This is a genomic window from Sphingomonas sp. LaA6.9 (genome assembly GCF_022601895.1).
Lineage (GTDB): Bacteria > Pseudomonadota > Alphaproteobacteria > Sphingomonadales > Sphingomonadaceae > Sphingobium_A.
This window is the reverse complement of sequence record NZ_JAKVIO010000032.1, coordinates 1-16,715: the sequence shown is the minus strand read 5'-3', so window position 1 is coordinate 16,715 and position 16,715 is coordinate 1. Positions and strand designations below refer to the sequence as shown.

Annotated in this window: 18 protein-coding genes; 10 read left to right on the top strand and 8 right to left on the bottom strand. The window is 65.3% G+C overall.

Annotated features, from left to right (window positions below; translation table 11 throughout):
* Position 1 precedes the first annotated feature (1 nt).
* The gene (bdcA, locus tag MKI88_RS15250) at positions 2 to 715 is read right to left on the bottom strand and encodes an SDR family oxidoreductase (RefSeq protein ID WP_241632253.1); all 714 of its coding nucleotides are present in this window, start codon (positions 713 to 715) and stop codon (positions 2 to 4) included.
* Positions 716 to 742: 27 nt separating this feature from the next.
* Between bdcA and MKI88_RS15245 the strand changes: the two genes are divergently transcribed.
* Positions 743 to 1,384, top strand: coding sequence for a helix-turn-helix domain-containing protein (locus tag MKI88_RS15245; protein WP_348636262.1), 642 nt, complete (start codon positions 743 to 745; stop codon positions 1,382 to 1,384).
* An 8-nt stretch (positions 1,385 to 1,392) separates the two neighbouring features.
* Here the strand turns inward: MKI88_RS15245 and MKI88_RS15240 are convergent, their stop codons facing one another.
* Both MKI88_RS15240 and MKI88_RS15235 read right to left on the bottom strand, forming a co-directional pair.
* Complete coding sequence (locus MKI88_RS15240; RefSeq protein ID WP_241632251.1) at positions 1,393 to 1,761, bottom strand: EF-hand domain-containing protein; 369 nt, start codon at positions 1,759 to 1,761, stop codon at positions 1,393 to 1,395.
* Between the two features lie 107 nt (positions 1,762 to 1,868).
* A complete protein-coding gene (locus MKI88_RS15235) occupies positions 1,869 to 2,288 on the bottom strand; it encodes a DUF1801 domain-containing protein (RefSeq protein ID WP_241632250.1) in 420 nt (139 codons plus the stop codon).
* A gap of 95 nt (positions 2,289 to 2,383) precedes the next feature.
* Between MKI88_RS15235 and MKI88_RS15230 the strand changes: the two genes are divergently transcribed.
* The 3 genes from MKI88_RS15230 to MKI88_RS15220 are packed head-to-tail and all read left to right on the top strand — an operon-like array spanning position 2,384 to position 6,187.
* Positions 2,384 to 3,601, top strand: coding sequence for an argininosuccinate synthase (locus MKI88_RS15230; RefSeq protein ID WP_241632249.1), 1,218 nt, complete (start codon positions 2,384 to 2,386; stop codon positions 3,599 to 3,601).
* Complete coding sequence (locus tag MKI88_RS15225; RefSeq protein WP_241632248.1) at positions 3,601 to 5,145, top strand: hypothetical protein; 1,545 nt, start codon at positions 3,601 to 3,603, stop codon at positions 5,143 to 5,145. Before MKI88_RS15230 ends, MKI88_RS15225 begins: the two co-directional genes overlap by 1 nt.
* A gap of 10 nt (positions 5,146 to 5,155) precedes the next feature.
* Positions 5,156 to 6,187, top strand: coding sequence for a glycosyltransferase family 2 protein (locus MKI88_RS15220; RefSeq protein WP_241632247.1), 1,032 nt, complete (start codon positions 5,156 to 5,158; stop codon positions 6,185 to 6,187).
* On the opposite strand, the gene MKI88_RS15215 is transcribed toward MKI88_RS15220, so the two are convergent.
* Together MKI88_RS15215 and MKI88_RS15210 are read right to left on the bottom strand one after the other, a co-directional pair.
* Positions 6,124 to 6,849, bottom strand: a complete 726-nt coding sequence (locus MKI88_RS15215) for a bifunctional 2-polyprenyl-6-hydroxyphenol methylase/3-demethylubiquinol 3-O-methyltransferase UbiG (RefSeq protein ID WP_241632246.1) — start codon at positions 6,847 to 6,849, stop codon at positions 6,124 to 6,126. The two genes, MKI88_RS15220 and MKI88_RS15215, sit on opposite strands and share 64 nt — an antisense overlap.
* Positions 6,849 to 7,211, bottom strand: a complete 363-nt coding sequence (locus MKI88_RS15210; protein WP_241632245.1) for a GtrA family protein — start codon at positions 7,209 to 7,211, stop codon at positions 6,849 to 6,851. Before MKI88_RS15210 ends, MKI88_RS15215 begins: the two co-directional genes overlap by 1 nt.
* A gap of 130 nt (positions 7,212 to 7,341) precedes the next feature.
* On the opposite strand from MKI88_RS15210, the gene MKI88_RS15205 reads away from it, so the two are divergent.
* On the top strand, positions 7,342 to 9,111 hold the full coding sequence (locus MKI88_RS15205) for an AcrB/AcrD/AcrF family protein (protein WP_241632244.1): 1,770 nt from the start codon (positions 7,342 to 7,344) through the stop codon (positions 9,109 to 9,111).
* Positions 9,112 to 9,126: 15 nt separating this feature from the next.
* On the opposite strand, the gene MKI88_RS15200 is transcribed toward MKI88_RS15205, so the two are convergent.
* On the bottom strand, positions 9,127 to 11,454 hold the full coding sequence (locus MKI88_RS15200) for a DNA translocase FtsK 4TM domain-containing protein (protein WP_241632280.1): 2,328 nt from the start codon (positions 11,452 to 11,454) through the stop codon (positions 9,127 to 9,129).
* 154 nt (positions 11,455 to 11,608) lie between these two features.
* Here MKI88_RS15200 and MKI88_RS15195 point away from each other — a divergent pair, with 154 nt between their 5' ends.
* Entirely contained in the window at positions 11,609 to 12,832 is a 1,224-nt protein-coding gene (locus tag MKI88_RS15195; protein ID WP_241632243.1) for a UbiH/UbiF/VisC/COQ6 family ubiquinone biosynthesis hydroxylase, read from the top strand.
* Here the strand turns inward: MKI88_RS15195 and MKI88_RS15190 are convergent, their stop codons facing one another.
* Together MKI88_RS15190 and MKI88_RS15185 are read right to left on the bottom strand one after the other, a co-directional pair.
* Entirely contained in the window at positions 12,833 to 13,030 is a 198-nt protein-coding gene (locus MKI88_RS15190) for a DUF1176 domain-containing protein (RefSeq protein ID WP_241632242.1), read from the bottom strand.
* Positions 13,031 to 13,073: 43 nt separating this feature from the next.
* Complete coding sequence (locus MKI88_RS15185) at positions 13,074 to 13,544, bottom strand: DUF1176 domain-containing protein (RefSeq protein WP_241632241.1); 471 nt, start codon at positions 13,542 to 13,544, stop codon at positions 13,074 to 13,076.
* A 126-nt stretch (positions 13,545 to 13,670) separates the two neighbouring features.
* On the opposite strand from MKI88_RS15185, the gene MKI88_RS15180 reads away from it, so the two are divergent.
* The 4 genes from MKI88_RS15180 to argB all read left to right on the top strand — a co-directional run.
* The gene (locus MKI88_RS15180; protein WP_241632240.1) at positions 13,671 to 14,405 is read left to right on the top strand and encodes a hypothetical protein; all 735 of its coding nucleotides are present in this window, start codon (positions 13,671 to 13,673) and stop codon (positions 14,403 to 14,405) included.
* A gap of 75 nt (positions 14,406 to 14,480) precedes the next feature.
* On the top strand, positions 14,481 to 15,350 hold the full coding sequence (locus MKI88_RS15175) for a 3-hydroxybutyryl-CoA dehydrogenase (protein WP_241632239.1): 870 nt from the start codon (positions 14,481 to 14,483) through the stop codon (positions 15,348 to 15,350).
* A 109-nt stretch (positions 15,351 to 15,459) separates the two neighbouring features.
* A complete protein-coding gene (locus MKI88_RS15170) occupies positions 15,460 to 16,098 on the top strand; it encodes a queuosine precursor transporter (RefSeq protein ID WP_241632238.1) in 639 nt (212 codons plus the stop codon).
* A gap of 3 nt (positions 16,099 to 16,101) precedes the next feature.
* On the top strand, positions 16,102 to 16,715 hold a 614-nt coding region (gene argB, locus MKI88_RS15165; RefSeq protein WP_241632237.1), incomplete at its 3' end, for an acetylglutamate kinase.

Genomic DNA, 16,715 nt, shown 5'->3' with positions numbered 1-16,715 from the left:
ATCAGGTGCCCATGCCGCCGTCGATCGTGTGCATCGCACCCGTGATCATGGCCGCGTTCGGACCCGCGATATAGGCGGTGAATTCGGCAACCTCGTCGGCATGGATGTGCCGCTTGATCGCCATGAAGCTGTGCATGAAATCGGCCATCGGCCCGTCAGCGGGATTCATGTCGGTGTCGACGGGCCCGGGCTGGACGGCGTTCACCGTGATGCGTCGATCGCCGAAGTCGCGCGCGAGCCCGCGCACCATGCCTTGCACCGCCGACTTGGTCAGCGCATAGGCCGCGCCGCCCGCAAAGGGCATGGTATCGCCGTTGACCGAACCAATGACGATGATGCGGCCGCCCTCGTTCATTCGGCGCGCGGCCTCGACCGCGGCATGATAGGGCGCGTTGACGTTGATCGCGATCATCCGGTCGATCGCGTCAGCCTCGAGCGTCAGCGGATCGCCCAGCAGCGCGGTTCCGGCATTGATCACGATGACATCAAGGGCTCCGCGCCCGGCAATCGTATCGATCAGCGCATCACGATCGGCGCTGTCGGTGCGGATCGCTTCGGCACCGGTTTCCGATGCCAGCGCTTCTGCGGCATCCTTCGATCCGGCGTAGGTGAAGGCGACCTTGCCTCCGCCTTTCGCGAAGCGGCGAACGATGGCGGCGCCGATACCGCGGCTGCCGCCAAGAACGAGCACATTTTTGTTGTAGAAGTCGGACATGAGGGGATCCTTGAGTTAATGTAGTGAGTGCTATATATACATCGCGAGCATCGCTCAAGGAGTTTTTTAGTGGTTGCTACAGAAAAATTACCTACACGTGGCCGACCGCGCTCCTTTGATGTCGAGGCCGCTGTGGATAAGGCGATGCGGATGTTCCATGCGCGCGGCTATGACGCTGTTGGGGTAGCCGAGCTTGGCGCCGAACTCGGCATCAAGCCGCCCAGTTTCTATGCGGCCTTTGGCAGCAAAGCGGGGCTCTTCGAGCGCGCGCTGGAACGTTATGCAGCCGGCGAAGCCAATGTCTTCGGCTATGCGCGCGCGATCGGCGGGAGCGTGGCCGACGTCATCGAAGCAGCGCTTGCCCGCGCTGCGCACATCTATCCCGAACGCAATGGCGCCGCCGGCTGCCTTGTGCTTGACGGCACACGCAACAGCACCGATCCGGAAGCGCGCGCGATAACGGCCGCGGCAAAGGCCGCCAGCCGTGAAGCGATTCGCGCCTTCATCGCTACCGAACATCCGACGCGCGCAGGGGAACTCACCGCGCTGGCGACAATTGCACTCGAAGGCATGTCCGCCGCGGCGCGCGATGGCGCTGACGAGGCGACGCTGTCAGGCTTTGCCGCCAATATCGCCCGCGCCTTCCGTCGAGAGATCAGCGGGCGCTGATCAGGCTGTCAGCGATGCGGTGTCGCCATGGCAAGGTCGCCCTCGGCCTTGCTCAACGCTCCGTCCTTGTTGCTGTCGGCCCTGGCGAACCATGCGTTCTTCATCGCCATATATTCTGACTGCGACAGCGATCCGCTCTTGTCGGTGTCGGCGGCCGCCCATTTGGCGTCGCCCGCTTTAGCCGATGCTTCGGCCGCGGAAATCTGGCCATCGCCATTGGCGTCTTTCTTCGTCCAGCCCGCGGCGGTCGCCGCGTCGAACTCGACGCGCGTGATCCGGCCATCGCCATCGGTGTCGGCGGTCTTCCACATGTCACCGGCATAGGCTGTACCACCCAGCGTGCAGAGCGCGACCGCGGCAAGCAACGTGTACTTCATGACATCCTCCTGAACGCACGCCTTTTCATGGCGCCGCTCAGGAAAGAACGAGCATCGCGGGGTCTCATATCCTTCGGTTCCGCGCCCCGGCGTGGTTGGATACCGGTTCATCGCGGATAGCGCTGGTCAATCCACGCCAGCGATGAGACGACGAGCTCTTCGAGCACCGACTGGTCCACATCGGCGAGCCGCTTCACGTACAGGCATGATTTGCCCGTCCTGTGCTTGCCGAGGCGCGCAAGGGAGTCTTCCTGCCCGGCATCGCCGACCAGCACATAGAGCACGAGCTCCGCCTTGCGCGGCGAGAAACCGATCCGGCACATCTCGCCCGAATGGCCGCTGTCATAGCGATAGGCGTAGCGCCCGAACCCGATGATCGACGGCCCCCACATCACCGGCGGCTCGCCCGTCAGCCGCGCCATCATCGCGCAGAGGGTTTCCGCGTCGCCGCGGCGCACCGGATCAGGCACGGCGGCGATAAAATCCGCCACCATCACCCCGGTCGCCGTGGTCTTGAGCTCGGCCATGCATGAACCTCCCATCATGACGAATGTTGCACCGGACCGCGATAGCGCATAACCGCGCTCGCGACTCCACCAACGCCATTCGGGAATCTGCAATCATGAGCGACAAGATCAACCGCGTTGTGCTCGCCTATTCGGGCGGCCTCGACACCAGCGTGATCCTGAAATGGCTGCAGCAGACGTATAATTGCGAGGTCGTCACCTTCACCGCCGATCTCGGCCAGGGCGAGGAGCTCGAGCCCGCGCGCGCCAAGGCGCAGCTCATGGGCATCAGGCCCGAGCACATCTTCATCGACGACCTCCGCGAGGAGTTCGTCAAGGAATATGTCTTCCCGATGATGCGCGCCAACGCGCTCTACGAGGGCTGCTATCTGCTCGGCACCTCGATCGCGCGCCCGCTCATCGCCAAGCGCCAGATCGAGATCGCCAGACAAGTGGGCGCCGATGCGGTCAGCCATGGCGCCACCGGCAAGGGCAATGACCAGGTTCGCTTCGAGCTCGGCTATTACGCGCTCAACCCCGACATCAAGGTGATCGCGCCCTGGCGCGAATGGGATCTGACCAGCCGCACCGCGCTGATCGCCTTTGCCGAGCAGCACCAGATCCCCGTGCCCAAGGACAAGCGCGGCGAAAGCCCCTTCTCGACCGACGCCAACCTTCTCCACACCTCGTCCGAGGGCAAGGTGCTCGAGGATCCGTGGGAAGAGGTCCCCGACTATGTCTTCTCGCGCACCGTCAGCCCCGAAGATGCGCCCGATGCGCCTGAGATCATCACGATCGATTTCGAGCGCGGCGACGCAGTTGCAGTCAATGGCGAGGGGCTGAGCCCCGCAAGCCTGCTCGCGAAGCTGAACGATCTCGGTCGTACCCACGGCATCGGCCGCCTCGACCTGCTCGAAAACCGCTTCGTCGGCATGAAGTCGCGCGGCATGTACGAAACGCCTGGCGGCACGATCCTGCACCTCGCGCATCGCGGCATCGAGCAGATCACGCTCGACCGCGGCGCAGCGCACCTCAAGGACGAACTGATGCCGCGCTATGCCGAGCTCATCTATAACGGCTTCTGGTTCAGCCCCGAGCGCGAGATGCTCCAGGCCGCGATCGACCACAGCCAGGACAAGGTGACGGGCACCGTGCGCATCAAGCTCTACAAGGGCGCTGCGCACCTGATCGGCCGCAAATCGCCCTATTCGCTCTATTCGGAAAAGGTCGTGACCTTCGAGGACGATCAGGGCGCCTATGACCAGCGCGATGCCGAAGGCTTCATCAAGCTCAATGCGCTGCGGCTGCGACTGCTCGGGCGGCGCGATCGCTGATGACCGGGGCGGGGGGACGCAACTGGTGGGAAACGCGCGGCTATGCAGCCGCGCTGGTCCTGCTCGCGGCGCTGCCCCTGCTCTGGCCGGATATCCTGCCGCTCGTCGACCTGACCGCGCATATCGGGCGCTACAGCGTCCAGCTTGATCTCGCGAACAGCCCGGCGCTGCAGCAGTTCTACGGTTTCGAGTGGCGCTGGATCGGCAATCTCGGGGTCGACCTGCTGATCCTGCCGTTCGGCAAGATCTTCGGCGTCGAGCTTGGCACCAAGCTCATCGTCATGGCGATCCCGCCGCTCACCGTCGCGGGCTTCCTCGCCGTGGCGCAGGCGGTGCACGGGCGCCTGCCGCCGACCGCCGCGCTCGCGCTGCCACTTGCCTACGCCTTCCCCTTCCAGTTCGGCTTCGTCAATTTCGCGCTGTCGATGGCGCTGTCGATGCTCGCCTTCGCGCTGTGGCTCAACCTCGCATCGCGCCCGACGCTGCGCGCCGCGCTGTTCGTCCCGCTCTCGATTGCGCTCTGGACCGTCCATGTCTTCGGCTGGGCGGTGCTCGGCCTGCTCGCCTTCACCGCGGGCATCGTCCGCAACCGCGATGCTGGTCATGGCTGGATCGCCGCGATCTTCCGCGGCGGCATCGGCTGCCTGCCGCTCGCGCCGCCCGCGCTGCTGATGTTCGCATGGCGTTCGGAAGGCTCTGCGGGCACCACGGGCGACTGGTTCAACTGGGACATCAAGCGTGCCTATTTCGTCCAGATTTTGCGCGATCGCTGGCAGCTGTTCGATCTGCTCTCGCTCATTGCGCTTGTTGCCGCACTTGCGGCCGCGCTGCGGAGCGCGAGCGCGGGCTTCTCGCGCATGTTCGCCCTCGCCGCGCTCGTGCTCGCGGTCACCTATGTCCTGCTGCCGCGAATCCTGATCGGTTCGGCCTATGCCGATATGCGACTCGCCCCCTTCGCGCTCGCCATCGCGATCCTCGCGATCCGCTTTCGGCCGGATTTCTCACGCCGCGCGCTTCACTGGATCGCTCTCGCGAGCTGCGCCTTCTTCGTCGCGCGGATCGCCGGGCATACAGCCAGCTTCTGGCTCTACGACCGCACATATGACCGGACGCTGGAAGCCGTTGCGCATATCCCGCCGCATGCACGTATGGTTTCCTTCGTCGGCAAGCCCTGCCGCGAGGATTGGGCCAAGTCGCGGCTCGACCACCTGCCCGCGCTCGCGCTCGTCCGCAAACAGGCCTTCTCGAACGATCAATGGGACATGCCGGGCGCGCAATTGCTGAGCGTTCGCCTGGAGGGCGCAGCGCCCTTCACCGCCGATCCCTCTCAGTTCGTTTTTCCCACGCACTGCGCCGCCGCGCCGTGGCGTTCGATCGATCAGGCGCTGGCGTCGGTGCCAGCGGTCTTCGACTATCTCTGGCTGATCGATGCCCCCACATTCGACGCGCGATCGCTCGGCAATTTCCATTTGGTCTGGCGCAACGACATGTCGGCGCTCTACAAGCGCGACGGGCGGGACATTTCCAGCCCGGACAAGGAATGATACGCGCGCAATGACCGGTCCCCGCCTTTCCGTCGTCGTGCCCTGCTATAACGAAGAGGGCTGTCTGACCGAACTCCACCGTCGGCTCGGCGATGCCGCCGCGGCCACGGTCGGCGACGCCTATGAGATCGTCCTCGTCAACGACGGGTCGCGCGACGCGACCTGGGATCTGATGCGTGCGCTCGCCGCGCAGGATTCGCATGTCGTCGCGATAGATCTGTCGCGCAATCACGGGCATCAGCTCGCCTTGACCGCTGGGCTCGATCTTTGCTCGGGCGATGTGATCCTCATCATCGACGCCGACCTGCAGGACCCGCCCGAGCTGCTGGGTGCGATGCTGGCCGAAATGGAGGCGCAAAATGCCGACGTCGTATATGCGGTCAGGCGCAAGCGCGCGGGCGAGACGGCCTTCAAGCGCTCCACGGCCGCCTTGTTCTATCGGGGGCTTTCCTGGCTTACCGATATCGAGATTCCAGTCGACACCGGCGATTTCCGGCTGATGAGCCGCCGCGCGCTCGACGCGCTGCTCGCGCTCCCCGAGCAGGCGCGCTTCGTGCGCGGCATGGTGGCCTGGATCGGCTTTAGACAGGTCCCGATCCTGTATGATCGCGCCGAACGGCTGGCGGGCGAGACGAAATATCCATTGCGAAAGATGGTGCGCTTCGCGCTGGATGCGGTGACAGGGTTCTCGACGGTGCCGCTGCGCATCGCCAGCTATATGGGGATCGGGCTTGCCGCAGCGTCCGTCCTGCTTCTGGCCTATACGGCTTATGGCTGGCTTGCGGGCAAAGCCATCGAAGGCTGGACCTCCCTGATGCTCGTCGTGGTCGTGCTCGGCGCAGTGCAGATGTTCGTGCTCGGCATGATCGGCGAGTATCTGGGACGCCTATACCTCGAATCGAAGCGCCGCCCGCTCTACATCATCTCACAGGTTGCAGGCCGCGCCGGCGGGCGTCGCGCGCACGGCCATGTCGCGACTCAGGCCGATACGATCGCGACCAGCGACACGCCCGGCGGCATCGGCACACGCCCCACCGCATAGCGCTCCAACGCAAAAAGCCACTCGAACGTCGAGTTCACCAGCGACGGCGGCAAGGCATCGTCGCTGTCCTGTTTTCCCATCAGCCGACCGGCGAGGCGCGCGGTGGCCGCGAGCGGAAAGAGAATGCTGTTGAACCAGCTGAGCATCTCGAGCTTCAGCCCGGCGTCCGAAATCGCGCCGGACAGGCTGGCCTTGGTGTAGCGCCGATGGTGATGATTGACGACGTCGTGCGCGCTCCACATCCACGGGAATGCCGGCACGGTCAGCAAAATCCGTCCTCCGGGCCTGAGGCGGCCTGCGATCGACCGCAGGGCCGCGCGATCGTCCTCGATGTGCTCGAGCACGTCGAGCAGCGCGATGAGGTCGTAATGATGTGGCGCCACGCCCGTAAGCCCGGGGAGCGGGGCGCTTCCGACGTCGCGGCCCAGGCGGTTTGCCGCGATTGCGCGGGCCGCATCGTCGATCTCGATCGCATCGACCCTGCCGAAACGGCTCAGCATCGCGAGATTGTGACCCGTGCCGCAACCGATCTCGAGCAGTTGCGCCTGCGCGGGCAATGCGATGTGACGCGCGATCACCGATGCCAGGATCTCGCGGCGGGCGCGATACCACCAGTGCTGGCTGTCCAGATCCGCCATGCGATCATAGACGATGCGTTCCATCAGCCGAACACCCACGCGCGGTTGAGCGCGAATGTGACGAGCGGCGTGACAAAGACCATCGGTATCACCGGCCACCAGGTCGGTCCGCCGAGGGGCCCGGTCAACACCCAGACAAACAGGCTGTTGAGCACGAAACTGACCACCGAGACCATGACGAAACGGCTTGTGATGCGCGCCAGATTGTCACGCGATCCATGCCCACGAAAACTCCAGCGGCTGTGCAGCACATAGCCGATGACGACCGACACGGCATAGGCGATGACATTCGCGGCCAGCGGCGCGACGCCGGCAAAGGTGGCGGTCACCCAATAGGCCCCGGCGCCGATGAGCGTGACGAAACCACCGGTAAGGCCGTAGCGCACCAGTTGACCCAGTAAAATCCGGTTTTCGACCGATAGAGCGCCCAAAATCGCTATGCCCTTCACTTGTGCTCTGGCAAAGAGCCTCTAATCGCGGACCGGGGATATGAAAAGGGCGATCGAGCGGGCTCCTATGAAGATTGACTGGAAAGATGCGCATCGCCACTGGCGCGCATTGACGCTGCTGATCTGGATCGCAATGGCCGCGTACCTGATCGCGAACCGCTGGGGCGCGATCCACTGGTTCGCGCTGGGCGACACCGACGACAATCTGCGCATGATGCAGGTGCGCGCCTGGCTCGACGGCCAGGGCTGGTTCGACATGCGCCAATACCGTCTCAACCCGCCCGAAGGCTTCAACATTCACTGGTCGCGTTTCGTCGATATCCCGATCGCGGCCATCATCCTGGCGAGCAAGCCCTTTTTCGGAACCGCGATCGCAGAACGCATCGCGGTGGCCGTTGCCCCCCTGCTGCCGCTTGGCGTCACCGTCTTCGCCATCGCGCTGACGATGCGCCGCCTGATCGCGCCGTGGAGCTTCGCGCTTGCCGCGCTGCTGCTGATCGGCGCTTCGTCGACCATGGCGATGTTCTCGCCCACACGCATCGATCATCACAACTGGCAGCTGGCGATGCTCGCGGTCATCATGGCCGGGCTCGTGGACCCCGAACGACGACGCGGCGGACTGACCGTCGGGGCCGCCAGTGCGCTCTCACTCGTCATCGGTTTCGAGATGATGCCCTATCTCGGACTGGCGGGTGCCGCGATCGCGTTGCGCTGGGTCTGGGATCGCGCCGAATTTGAGCGACTTCAGGCCTATGCGGTACTGCTCGCGGGTGGATCCGCGCTCGGCTATGCACTCTTTGCATCCTACGACAATCGCGTTCCCCGCTGCGACGTGCTCTCGCCCGCATGGATGTCGACGATGGTGCTGGCGGGCGGATTGCTTGTCGTGCTCGCGCGGCTGCCTTTGGCGACCCGCTGCCAACGTCTCGCTGCAGCCGGCGCAGCGGCCGCCATTCTGGGCGGCTTCCTGGCAGGCGCCTGGCCGCAATGCCTGAGCAAGCCCGAGGGCGTCTCGGCGGAACTGCAAAAGAACTGGCTCGACAATATCCGCGAGGTTCGTCCGGTCTATCGCCAGGACTGGCGGGTCATGGCAACGATGCTGGGGCTGCCAGTCACCGGACTATTGGGCAGCCTGCTCACACTCTGGTTCGTCCGGCGCGATCCCGCCCGGCTTACGGCCTGGGCTTCGGTGACGCTGCTCTCGGCATGCGGTTTCGCGCTGCTGTTCTTCCAGAGCCGCGCAGCTCCCGCGGCGCAACTGCTCGCCGTGCCGGGCGGTGTATCGCTCATCTGGCTGCTCTTCCCACGCTTCCGCGCGAGCAAGAGCCTGCTCGTACGCGTGCTGGGCGCATCGATTGTCGTGATCGTGGGAAGCGGCTTCGCCGTGCCCTGGGTGGTGAAAATGGCGCCCAACAAGGTCGAAACCAAACAGGGCACCGCCGTGCGCAAGGCGGGCGCGGCGTGCGGCACGATCCCGGCCATGGCGCCGCTGGACAAGTTCCCGCGCGCCGTCGTCATGACAATGAACGATCTGGGCCCGAGGCTGATCACGCTGACGCATCACGACGCGATTTCGGGTCCCTATCACCGCAACGGCGACGCGATCCTCGACCTCCACCACGCCTTTGACGGTACGCCCGACGCTGCGCGCGCAGTCGCTAAGAAGCATGGCGCGACGCTGCTGCTGATCTGCCCGGGCTTTGCCGAGGGCACCGTATACAAGGCGCGCAGCCCCAAGGGCTTCTACGCGCAGCTCGAGGCGGGCAAGGCACCCGCATGGCTCGCGCCGCTGCCCTTGCCCAAGGGATCGCCCTTCAGGCTCTGGCGGATCAATTAGAGGCCGGAGCCCGGTTCAGAGTGGGCGACCGTCAGTGTCCATCAGCACCTCGCGGCGACCGACATGGTCGGGGCGCGAGACGAGGCCTTCCTTCTCCATGCGCTCGATGAGCCGCGCGGCGCTGTTGTAGCCGATGCGCAGCTGACGCTGGAGCCAGCTGGTCGAGGCCTTCTGGCTCTCGGCGACGAGCTGGCACGCCTTGCGGAACAGCTGGTCCTCGGGGCTGTCGTCGCCCGTGGGCGCGCCGTCGATCGCATAGCCGCCATCCTCGGGCTCCTCGGTCACGGCCTGGATATATTCGGGCGTGCCCTGGCCGCGCCAGTGATCGGCGACGCGCAGCACCTCTTCGTCGGAGACGAAGGGGCCGTGGACGCGCACGATCTGCTTCCCGCCGGGCATGTAGAGCATGTCGCCCTTGCCAAGCAGCTGTTCGGCGCCCTGTTCGCCGAGGATGGTGCGCGAATCGATCTTGCTGGTCACCGCGAAACTGATGCGCGTCGGCAGATTGGCCTTGATCACGCCGGTGATGACGTCGACCGAGGGGCGTTGCGTCGCCATGATCAGGTGGATGCCCGCGGCACGCGCCTTTTGCGCGAGCCGCTGGATGAGGAATTCGACCTCCTTGCCCGCGGTCATCATCAGGTCGGCGAGCTCGTCGACCACGATCACGATCTGCGGCAGCGTCTGATAGTCGAGTTCTTCCTCCTCATAGATCGGCTGGCCGGTATCGGCATCATAGCCGGTCTGGACGCGGCGACCGAGCTTCTGCCCCTTGGCGCGCGCGTTGCGCACCTTTTCATTGAAGCCCGCAAGACTGCGCACCGCGAGCGAGGCCATCATCCGATAGCGCTCCTCCATCTGTTCGACCGCCCATTTGAGCGCGCGCACCGACTTGGCAGGATCGGTGACGACGGGAGAGAGCAGGTGCGGAATCCCGTCATAGGTCGACAGTTCGAGCTGCTTGGGATCGATCATGATCATCCGGCACTCGTCGGGGCTCAGGCGATAGAGCAGCGAGAGGATCATCGCGTTCAAACCCACCGACTTGCCCGAGCCCGTGGTGCCCGCGACGAGCAGGTGCGGCATTGGCGCAAGATCGGCGATCACCGGATCGCCCGCGATGTTCTTGCCAAGGATCAGCGGAAGAGCGCCGCCCTGGTCGGCAAAGCCGCGCGACGTCACCAACTCGTGGAACGAAACCGCCTCGCGTATCTTGTTGGGCAATTCGATGCCGATCACGCTGCGCCCCGGGATCGTCGCGACGCGCGCCGACAGCGCAGACATGTTGCGCGCAATATCGTCGGCGAGCTGGATCACGCGGCTCGCCTTGATGCCCGCGGCGGGCTCGAGCTCGTACATGGTGACGACGGGACCAGGGCGGACTTCGACGATCTGGCCTTTCACATGGAAGTCGTCGAGCACGGTCTCGAGCAGTCGCGCATTGCGCTCGAGTGCAGCCTTGTCGAGCTTCTGACCCGACGGCGGCGGCGCGGGTTTGAGGAGCTCGGCCGAGGGAAGCGTGTAGCGGTCCTTGAGGTCAAAAGAGGTCTGGACCGCGCCCTGTGATTTCCTGTCGGACGTGCTTTCCTTGCGGCCGGGCAGCGAGATGATCGGTGCACGGCGCTCCTCGGCTTCGGCCGCCTTCCGTGGTTCGGCGCGACGCGGCGCGGGCTCGACCAGCGCGACACCTTCGTCTTCGCCCTCATAATCGTCGAGATCATCGTCAACCGTGGGGTCCCGGCGGCGGAACAACCAGGCGCGTTCCTCGTCATCAAGGCCCAGGCTCTTGGCCCAGAGCACGATGCCCGCGCCCGCAAAACCGACCAGTATCGTGGTCCGGATCCAGCCCCGCGCCGGGATCTCGCCCATGAAACCAAGTCCCCAGTCGGCGATTCCGGCAAGCGCGAGCCCCAGCGCGCCGCCAAAGCCACCGGGCAACCATGCCAGCGCATTGGCGCGGAACAAAGCGAGGGCGCCGCCGATCAGCGTGATACCAATCATGGCGCCCAGCAGCATCCGCCGCCAGCGGCCTACCGGAACCCCGCGCATCAGCCGCATGCCGAAAACCGTCATCAACGGTGCAATCAGCGCTATTGCGGGCCCGAAGGTCGAAAGCAGCAGATCGGCGGTCCACGCGCCGACACCGCCTACCAGATTGCGTGCGGGGCCCTCGGCCGCGGTCATCAACGCGGGGTCGGTCGGCTTATAGCTTGCGAGCGCGAGCACCAGCAGCAAGGTGGCGAGCAGCATCACCGCGCCGCCGACAAGCGCACTGGTGCGGACCGCGCCGCGCTTCATCGACTCGCGCCACACGGGCACGCTCTTGCTCATGCGGCTTGCCATGCCACCCCCGAAATGCGCGGAAATCCTGTTGTTCCGCATATGTACAATGCGCCTTCGGGCGACTCCGCGTCAAGAGTCCCCGGCAGGATGCGGCTTTTGCGCGACGAGCCGTTCCGGGCTTTTGCGGTGCGGATGAGTGGGGTAAGGACATGGCATGACTGTGGAAACCATCGAACAAAGCGACGTCATCATCCTGGGGGGCGGGCTGGTCGGGCTTACGCTCGCGATCGCGCTGGGCAGCCATGGCGTCACGTCGACCGTCATTGACCCCGCCGATCCCGAAGCCTCGCTCGCCCCGGGCTTCGATGGCCGCGCCTCGGCCGTGGCGAGCGCGAGCTGGCGGATGCTCGAGGCGATTGGCGTCGGCAAGTACCTGGAAGGCAAGGGCTGTGCGATCCGCCGCATCCATGTCAGCGACGGGCTTGCGCCCGGCGTGCTCGATTTCACTCCCGAGGATGAGGAAGGCCCGCTCGGCATCATGTTCGAGAACCGGCTGCTGCGTATCGCGCTGCGCGAAGCCGCACTCGCCCAGCCCAATATCCGGATGATAATGCCCGCGCGCGCCGCCGAAGTGGTGCGCGACGCGGCGGGCGTGCACGTAAGACTAGACGACGGGCGCAGACTCAGGGGTTCGCTGCTCGCGGCGTGCGAGGGACGCAATTCGCCGACGCGCGAGGCGGCGGGGATCAATGTCGCGCGCTGGCATTATGACCACGCTGCGATCATTTCGGCATTCGAGCATGAGCTGCCACACGACAATGTCGCCTATGAAATCTTCTATCCCGCAGGCCCCTTCGCACTGCTGCCGCTGCTTCCCGGCAATCGCTCGGCGATCGTATGGACGGTCAAGCAGTCCGACGCGCGCGCGATGCTCAAGCTGTCCGACCGCGCCTTCTGGGCCGAGGCCGAAAAGCGGATGGGCGGATTTCTGGGCACGCTCAGGGCCGCCGCGCCCCGCCAGAGCTATCCGCTCGGCTTCCATCACGCCGCGCACATCACGGGCGAGCGGCTCGCGCTGGTCGGCGATTCGGCGCATGGCATCCATCCGATTGCGGGACAGGGGCTCAATCTGGGCTTCCGCGACGTTGCGGCGCTTGCCGAGGTGCTGACCGAAGGCGTGCGCATCGGGCTCGATCCTGGCGACGCCCAGCTGCTGGCGCGCTACGACCGCTGGCGCTCGCTCGACACCTTCATGGTCGCCTCGTCGACCGACGGACTGACCCGGCTGTTCGGGCTTCCGGGCAAAACCGCTTCCGCCGTGCGCCGCTTCGGGCTGGGCGCGGTCCAGCGAATCCCGCCGCTCAAACGCCGCTTCATGGCCGAGGCGCGCGGCGAATCGGGCAATCTGCCCAGGCTGCTTCAGGGACTGCCCGTCTGATCAGCGGCGCCCGGCGCGCCAGACGGTGATCCAGTGCGAGCTGCCGCGGCATTCGTCCATCAGCTTTGCTTCGATCAGGCGAAACATCGCGCCGTCCCAGACATAGCTTTCGGCGCTTCCGCAATCGCCGATGCCGCGGCCCTTAGCGTAGCTGCTGAGCCGCGCCTCGCGCGGCTCCCAATAGGCATTGACCAGCATGGCGACGCCATTCTCGCCGCCCCAGCCGGGTTCTGAATCGAAGTCAGCGGGTGCGAACCTGCCCCCCCCCCCGCGCCGACGACATAGGCGGCACTCGTGAGATTATAGGCGCCCGCACCGCAGGCGAGCAGCACCGCATGTTGCCGCCGTCGAGGCGAAAGGCCTGTGCGGGGGTGTCCTGCGCACCATCGGGTTCGCAGCCCGACACCGTCTGCATCGCCGTGATTATTTTCGGCGCTGGCGCGACCGCATCGCCCGCGGGAATCGCGGCTGCGCGGATGGCAGGAAGCCCGGGCCGCGCAGAGATCGATACCGCGGGGGCATCGCCGCGCGCGCCGCTGCGTGAAAGCGTCAGCCATCCTGCGCGCGCCAGATGGCCTTCGACGCTGTCGCTCACCAGCGACGTCATTTCGCACGAAAGCGCGTTGTCGCAACCCACGGCCCAGTCGCCGAAGGATTTGCCTGTGCCGGGCTGGGGCGAAGCCACGGCCGCGAGGAGGAGCGGCGTCAGCATCGCGGCCCAGTCTGGCAAAAGCCATAAGTCGCTGATAGGCGAAGTTTTTTACATATCCTCCTGCGAATGGGGGGCGTTTCAGCCGGAGCGCCGATATTCCTGGTGTTCATGAAAGGGAAAGTGCCCATGCCAAAATCCAGCGGCTTCCAGAATTACATCGCGATCTATTCGGGCGTCGTCACGCTCGCGTTCGGAGGATTGCTGCTCACCGGCGCTGACGCGCCACGCAATGCCCGTTTCGACACGATCGACGTCCAGCGGATCAATGTGCGCGAGGCGGATGGCACGCTGCGCATGGTGGTGTCCAATGAGGGACGCTTCCCCGGCGCGATCTTTCAGGGCCGCGAGTATCGTCATCCGCGCGACGCGGCGGGGATGATCTTCTACAATGACGAGGGCACCGAGAATGGCGGGCTGATCTTCAACGGCGCCAAGGATGCGAACGACAAGATCCGCAGCGGCGGGCATCTGAGCTTCGATCCCTATGACCGCGATCAGGTCGTCGCGCTCCAGCAGATCGAGGAAGACGGCAAGCTGGTCCGCGCCGGGCTCGTGATCAGCGACAAGGGCACGGGATCGGCCGAAGCGATGTTCAGGGAAAAGCCTCGTTTTGACGCCATGACGCCCGAGGCACGCGACAAGGCCTATACCGAAATGGCCGAGCGGGGCGAGTTCAACAACCCGCGGCTCTTCGTCGGCAAGAATGCGCGCGACGCCTCGGTGCTCGATCTGCGCGACGGCAAGGGCAAGACGCGGCTGCGGCTCCAGGTCGCGGCGGACGGAACCGCGCAGATCCTGTTCATGGACGCCGCGGGCAAGGTCCAGCGGACGATGACCCCCGACGATCTCGCCGCGAAATAGCGCAGGCTGCTGGCATCGTCCGGAAAGACCCGTTAGGGAGCGCCGCGATAGCTTTTCGGACGAAGGAGTATCGCGATGCAGGCGGTTGGCGTGATCGGCGCGGGTCAGATGGGGGCGGGCATCGCCCAGGTTTCGGCGCAGGCGGGCTATCGCGTGCTGCTCGCCGATGCCAAGCGCGAAATTGCCGAGCGCGCGAAGGAGGGCATTGCGCGCCAGCTCAACCGTCTCGTCGACAAGGAAAAGATTGACGGCGCCACGCGCGATCAGGCGCTTGCGCGGATCGAGCCCGTCGGCGATTTCGCGCCGATGGCCTCGGCCGGCCTCATCATCGAGGCGGCGACCGAGCGCGAGGAGGTCAAGCGCGCGATCTTCGAGCAGGTCGGCAAGATCCTCGGCCATCAGGCGGTGCTCGCCTCCAACACCTCGTCGATCCCGATCACGCGGCTGGCGCAGGCGACCCCCGACCCGAAGCGCTTCGTCGGCGTCCATTTCTTCAATCCCGTCCCCGTCATGGGGCTGATCGAACTGATCCGCGGCCTCGCGACCGCCGATGAGACGGTGAAGATCGTCGAGACCTACGCCACAGCCATCGGCAAGAAGGTCGTCCACGCCAATGACGCGCCGGGCTTCATCGTCAATCGCATCCTGCTCCCCATGCTCAACGAGGCGTGCTTCGCGCTGGGCGAGGGCGTCGCCTCGATCCGCGACATCGACACCGCGATCACCATGGGGCTCAACCATCCGATGGGCCCGCTGACGCTCGCCGACTTCATCGGCCTCGATACCTGTCTGGAGATCTGCAAGGTGCTCTATTCGGGCACCGGCGATCCCAAGTTCCGCCCCGCGCCGCTGCTCGTCAAATATGTCGAGGCCGGCTGGTACGGCCGCAAGACAGGCCGCGGCTTCTACGATTATTCGGGCGATGAGCCCGTGCCGACGCGCTGAACCGCCGATCCGCTCCTTTCGCGTCGCGTGGGTGCCGGGGCGCGCTTTTTCGTTTTGCGCGAAGTCTTGCCGCGCTATGCGGGCCTATCGTTTCCGGGCGGGGAAAGCCATGACCGTTTCAATGCCGCGATCGCTGTTCGTTTTTTCCGTACTTTACGGCGGCATGGTCTGCATTGCGGGCGTGCTGGGGGTCAAACAGGTTGCGCTTGGACCGCTTGCGGTGGAGGCGGGGATTTTCGCCTTCCTGCTGCTCGTCGTGATCTCGAGCGCGATCGCCGAACTCCACGGGCAGAAGACCGCGACCTCGCTCGTCCGGCTGGGCTTCATTCCACTGCTCGTCTCCGCCGCGCTGATCCAGCTCGTGATCGCATTGCCGCACGATGCTGAAATGTACCCGCCCGCGATCGATGCGTTTCCGATCGTCGTCGGGCAAAGCGCGCGGATGATGATCGCGGGGCTCATCTCCTACGGCATTTCGCAGACGCTCAACGTCGTGATCTTCTCGCGGCTCTCGCATGGCGAGGGCAAGCTCGTCTGGCTGCGCGGGATCATCGCGAGCGTCATCTCTCAGATCGTCGACACCGTGCTGTTCATCTCGATCTCGTTCCTCGGCGAACGGCCGATCCTGTCACTGATGGCGGGGCAGATGCTGACCAAGGTCGTACTTTCGATCGTGCTCGTGCCCGTCCTCATCACCCTGTTCGTCGCGCTTGGCCGCAGGCTCGACGCCAAGCCACTGGAAACCTGAACATTGTCCCACGCCCCCGATCCCGCACTGCTCGCCAAGGCCGAAACATTGACCGAGGCGCTGCCCTATATGCAGCGCTATGCGGGCAAGACCTTCGTCGTGAAATATGGCGGCCATGCGATGGGCGATCCCGAGCTGGCGCGCGATTTCGCCGAGGACGTCGTCCTGATGAAGATGGTCGGGATCAACCCCGTCGTCGTCCATGGTGGGGGTCCGCAGATCGGCGCGATGCTCAGGCAGCTCGGTGTCGAATCGCAGTTCGTCGACGGGCTGCGCGTCACCGACGCCGAAACCGCCAAGGTCGCGGAAATGGTGCTGTCGGGTGCGATCAACAAGGAAATCGTCGCCTGGATCGCGCAGGCGGGCGGCCGGGCGGTCGGAATTTCGGGCAAGGACGGCGGCTTCGTCACCGCCGAAAAGGTCAGCCGCACGCGGCGAGATCCCGACAGCAATATCGAGCAGGTCGTGGACCTGGGCTTTGTCGGCGAACCCGCGCATGTCGATCGCACCATTCTCGACACCATCTCGTCCGCGGGCATGATTCCGGTCGTCGCGCCGATCGGCGTTGGCGCCGATGGCCATACCTATAATATCAATGCCGACACGATGGCGGGCGC

Excerpts from the sequence above, each read along its gene's own strand:
- bdcA (WP_241632253.1), bottom strand. The coding sequence starts at position 715 with ATGTCCGACTTCTACAACAAAAATGTGCTCGTTCTTGGCGGCAGCCGC.
- MKI88_RS15240 (WP_241632251.1), bottom strand. The coding sequence starts at position 1,761 with ATGAAGTACACGTTGCTTGCCGCGGTCGCGCTCTGCACGCTGGGTGGT.
- MKI88_RS15235 (WP_241632250.1), bottom strand. The coding sequence starts at position 2,288 with ATGGCCGAGCTCAAGACCACGGCGACCGGGGTGATGGTGGCGGATTTT.
- MKI88_RS15230 (WP_241632249.1), top strand. The coding sequence starts at position 2,384 with ATGAGCGACAAGATCAACCGCGTTGTGCTCGCCTATTCGGGCGGCCTC.
- MKI88_RS15225 (WP_241632248.1), top strand. The coding sequence starts at position 3,601 with ATGACCGGGGCGGGGGGACGCAACTGGTGGGAAACGCGCGGCTATGCA.
- MKI88_RS15220 (WP_241632247.1), top strand. The coding sequence starts at position 5,156 with ATGACCGGTCCCCGCCTTTCCGTCGTCGTGCCCTGCTATAACGAAGAG.
- MKI88_RS15215 (WP_241632246.1), bottom strand. The coding sequence starts at position 6,849 with ATGGAACGCATCGTCTATGATCGCATGGCGGATCTGGACAGCCAGCAC.
- MKI88_RS15205 (WP_241632244.1), top strand. The coding sequence starts at position 7,342 with ATGAAGATTGACTGGAAAGATGCGCATCGCCACTGGCGCGCATTGACG.
- MKI88_RS15200 (WP_241632280.1), bottom strand. The coding sequence starts at position 11,454 with ATGGCAAGCCGCATGAGCAAGAGCGTGCCCGTGTGGCGCGAGTCGATG.
- MKI88_RS15195 (WP_241632243.1), top strand. The coding sequence starts at position 11,609 with ATGACTGTGGAAACCATCGAACAAAGCGACGTCATCATCCTGGGGGGC.
- MKI88_RS15190 (WP_241632242.1), bottom strand. The coding sequence starts at position 13,030 with ATGCTGGTCAATGCCTATTGGGAGCCGCGCGAGGCGCGGCTCAGCAGC.
- MKI88_RS15185 (WP_241632241.1), bottom strand. The coding sequence starts at position 13,544 with ATGCTGACGCCGCTCCTCCTCGCGGCCGTGGCTTCGCCCCAGCCCGGC.
- MKI88_RS15180 (WP_241632240.1), top strand. The coding sequence starts at position 13,671 with ATGCCAAAATCCAGCGGCTTCCAGAATTACATCGCGATCTATTCGGGC.
- MKI88_RS15175 (WP_241632239.1), top strand. The coding sequence starts at position 14,481 with ATGCAGGCGGTTGGCGTGATCGGCGCGGGTCAGATGGGGGCGGGCATC.
- MKI88_RS15170 (WP_241632238.1), top strand. The coding sequence starts at position 15,460 with ATGACCGTTTCAATGCCGCGATCGCTGTTCGTTTTTTCCGTACTTTAC.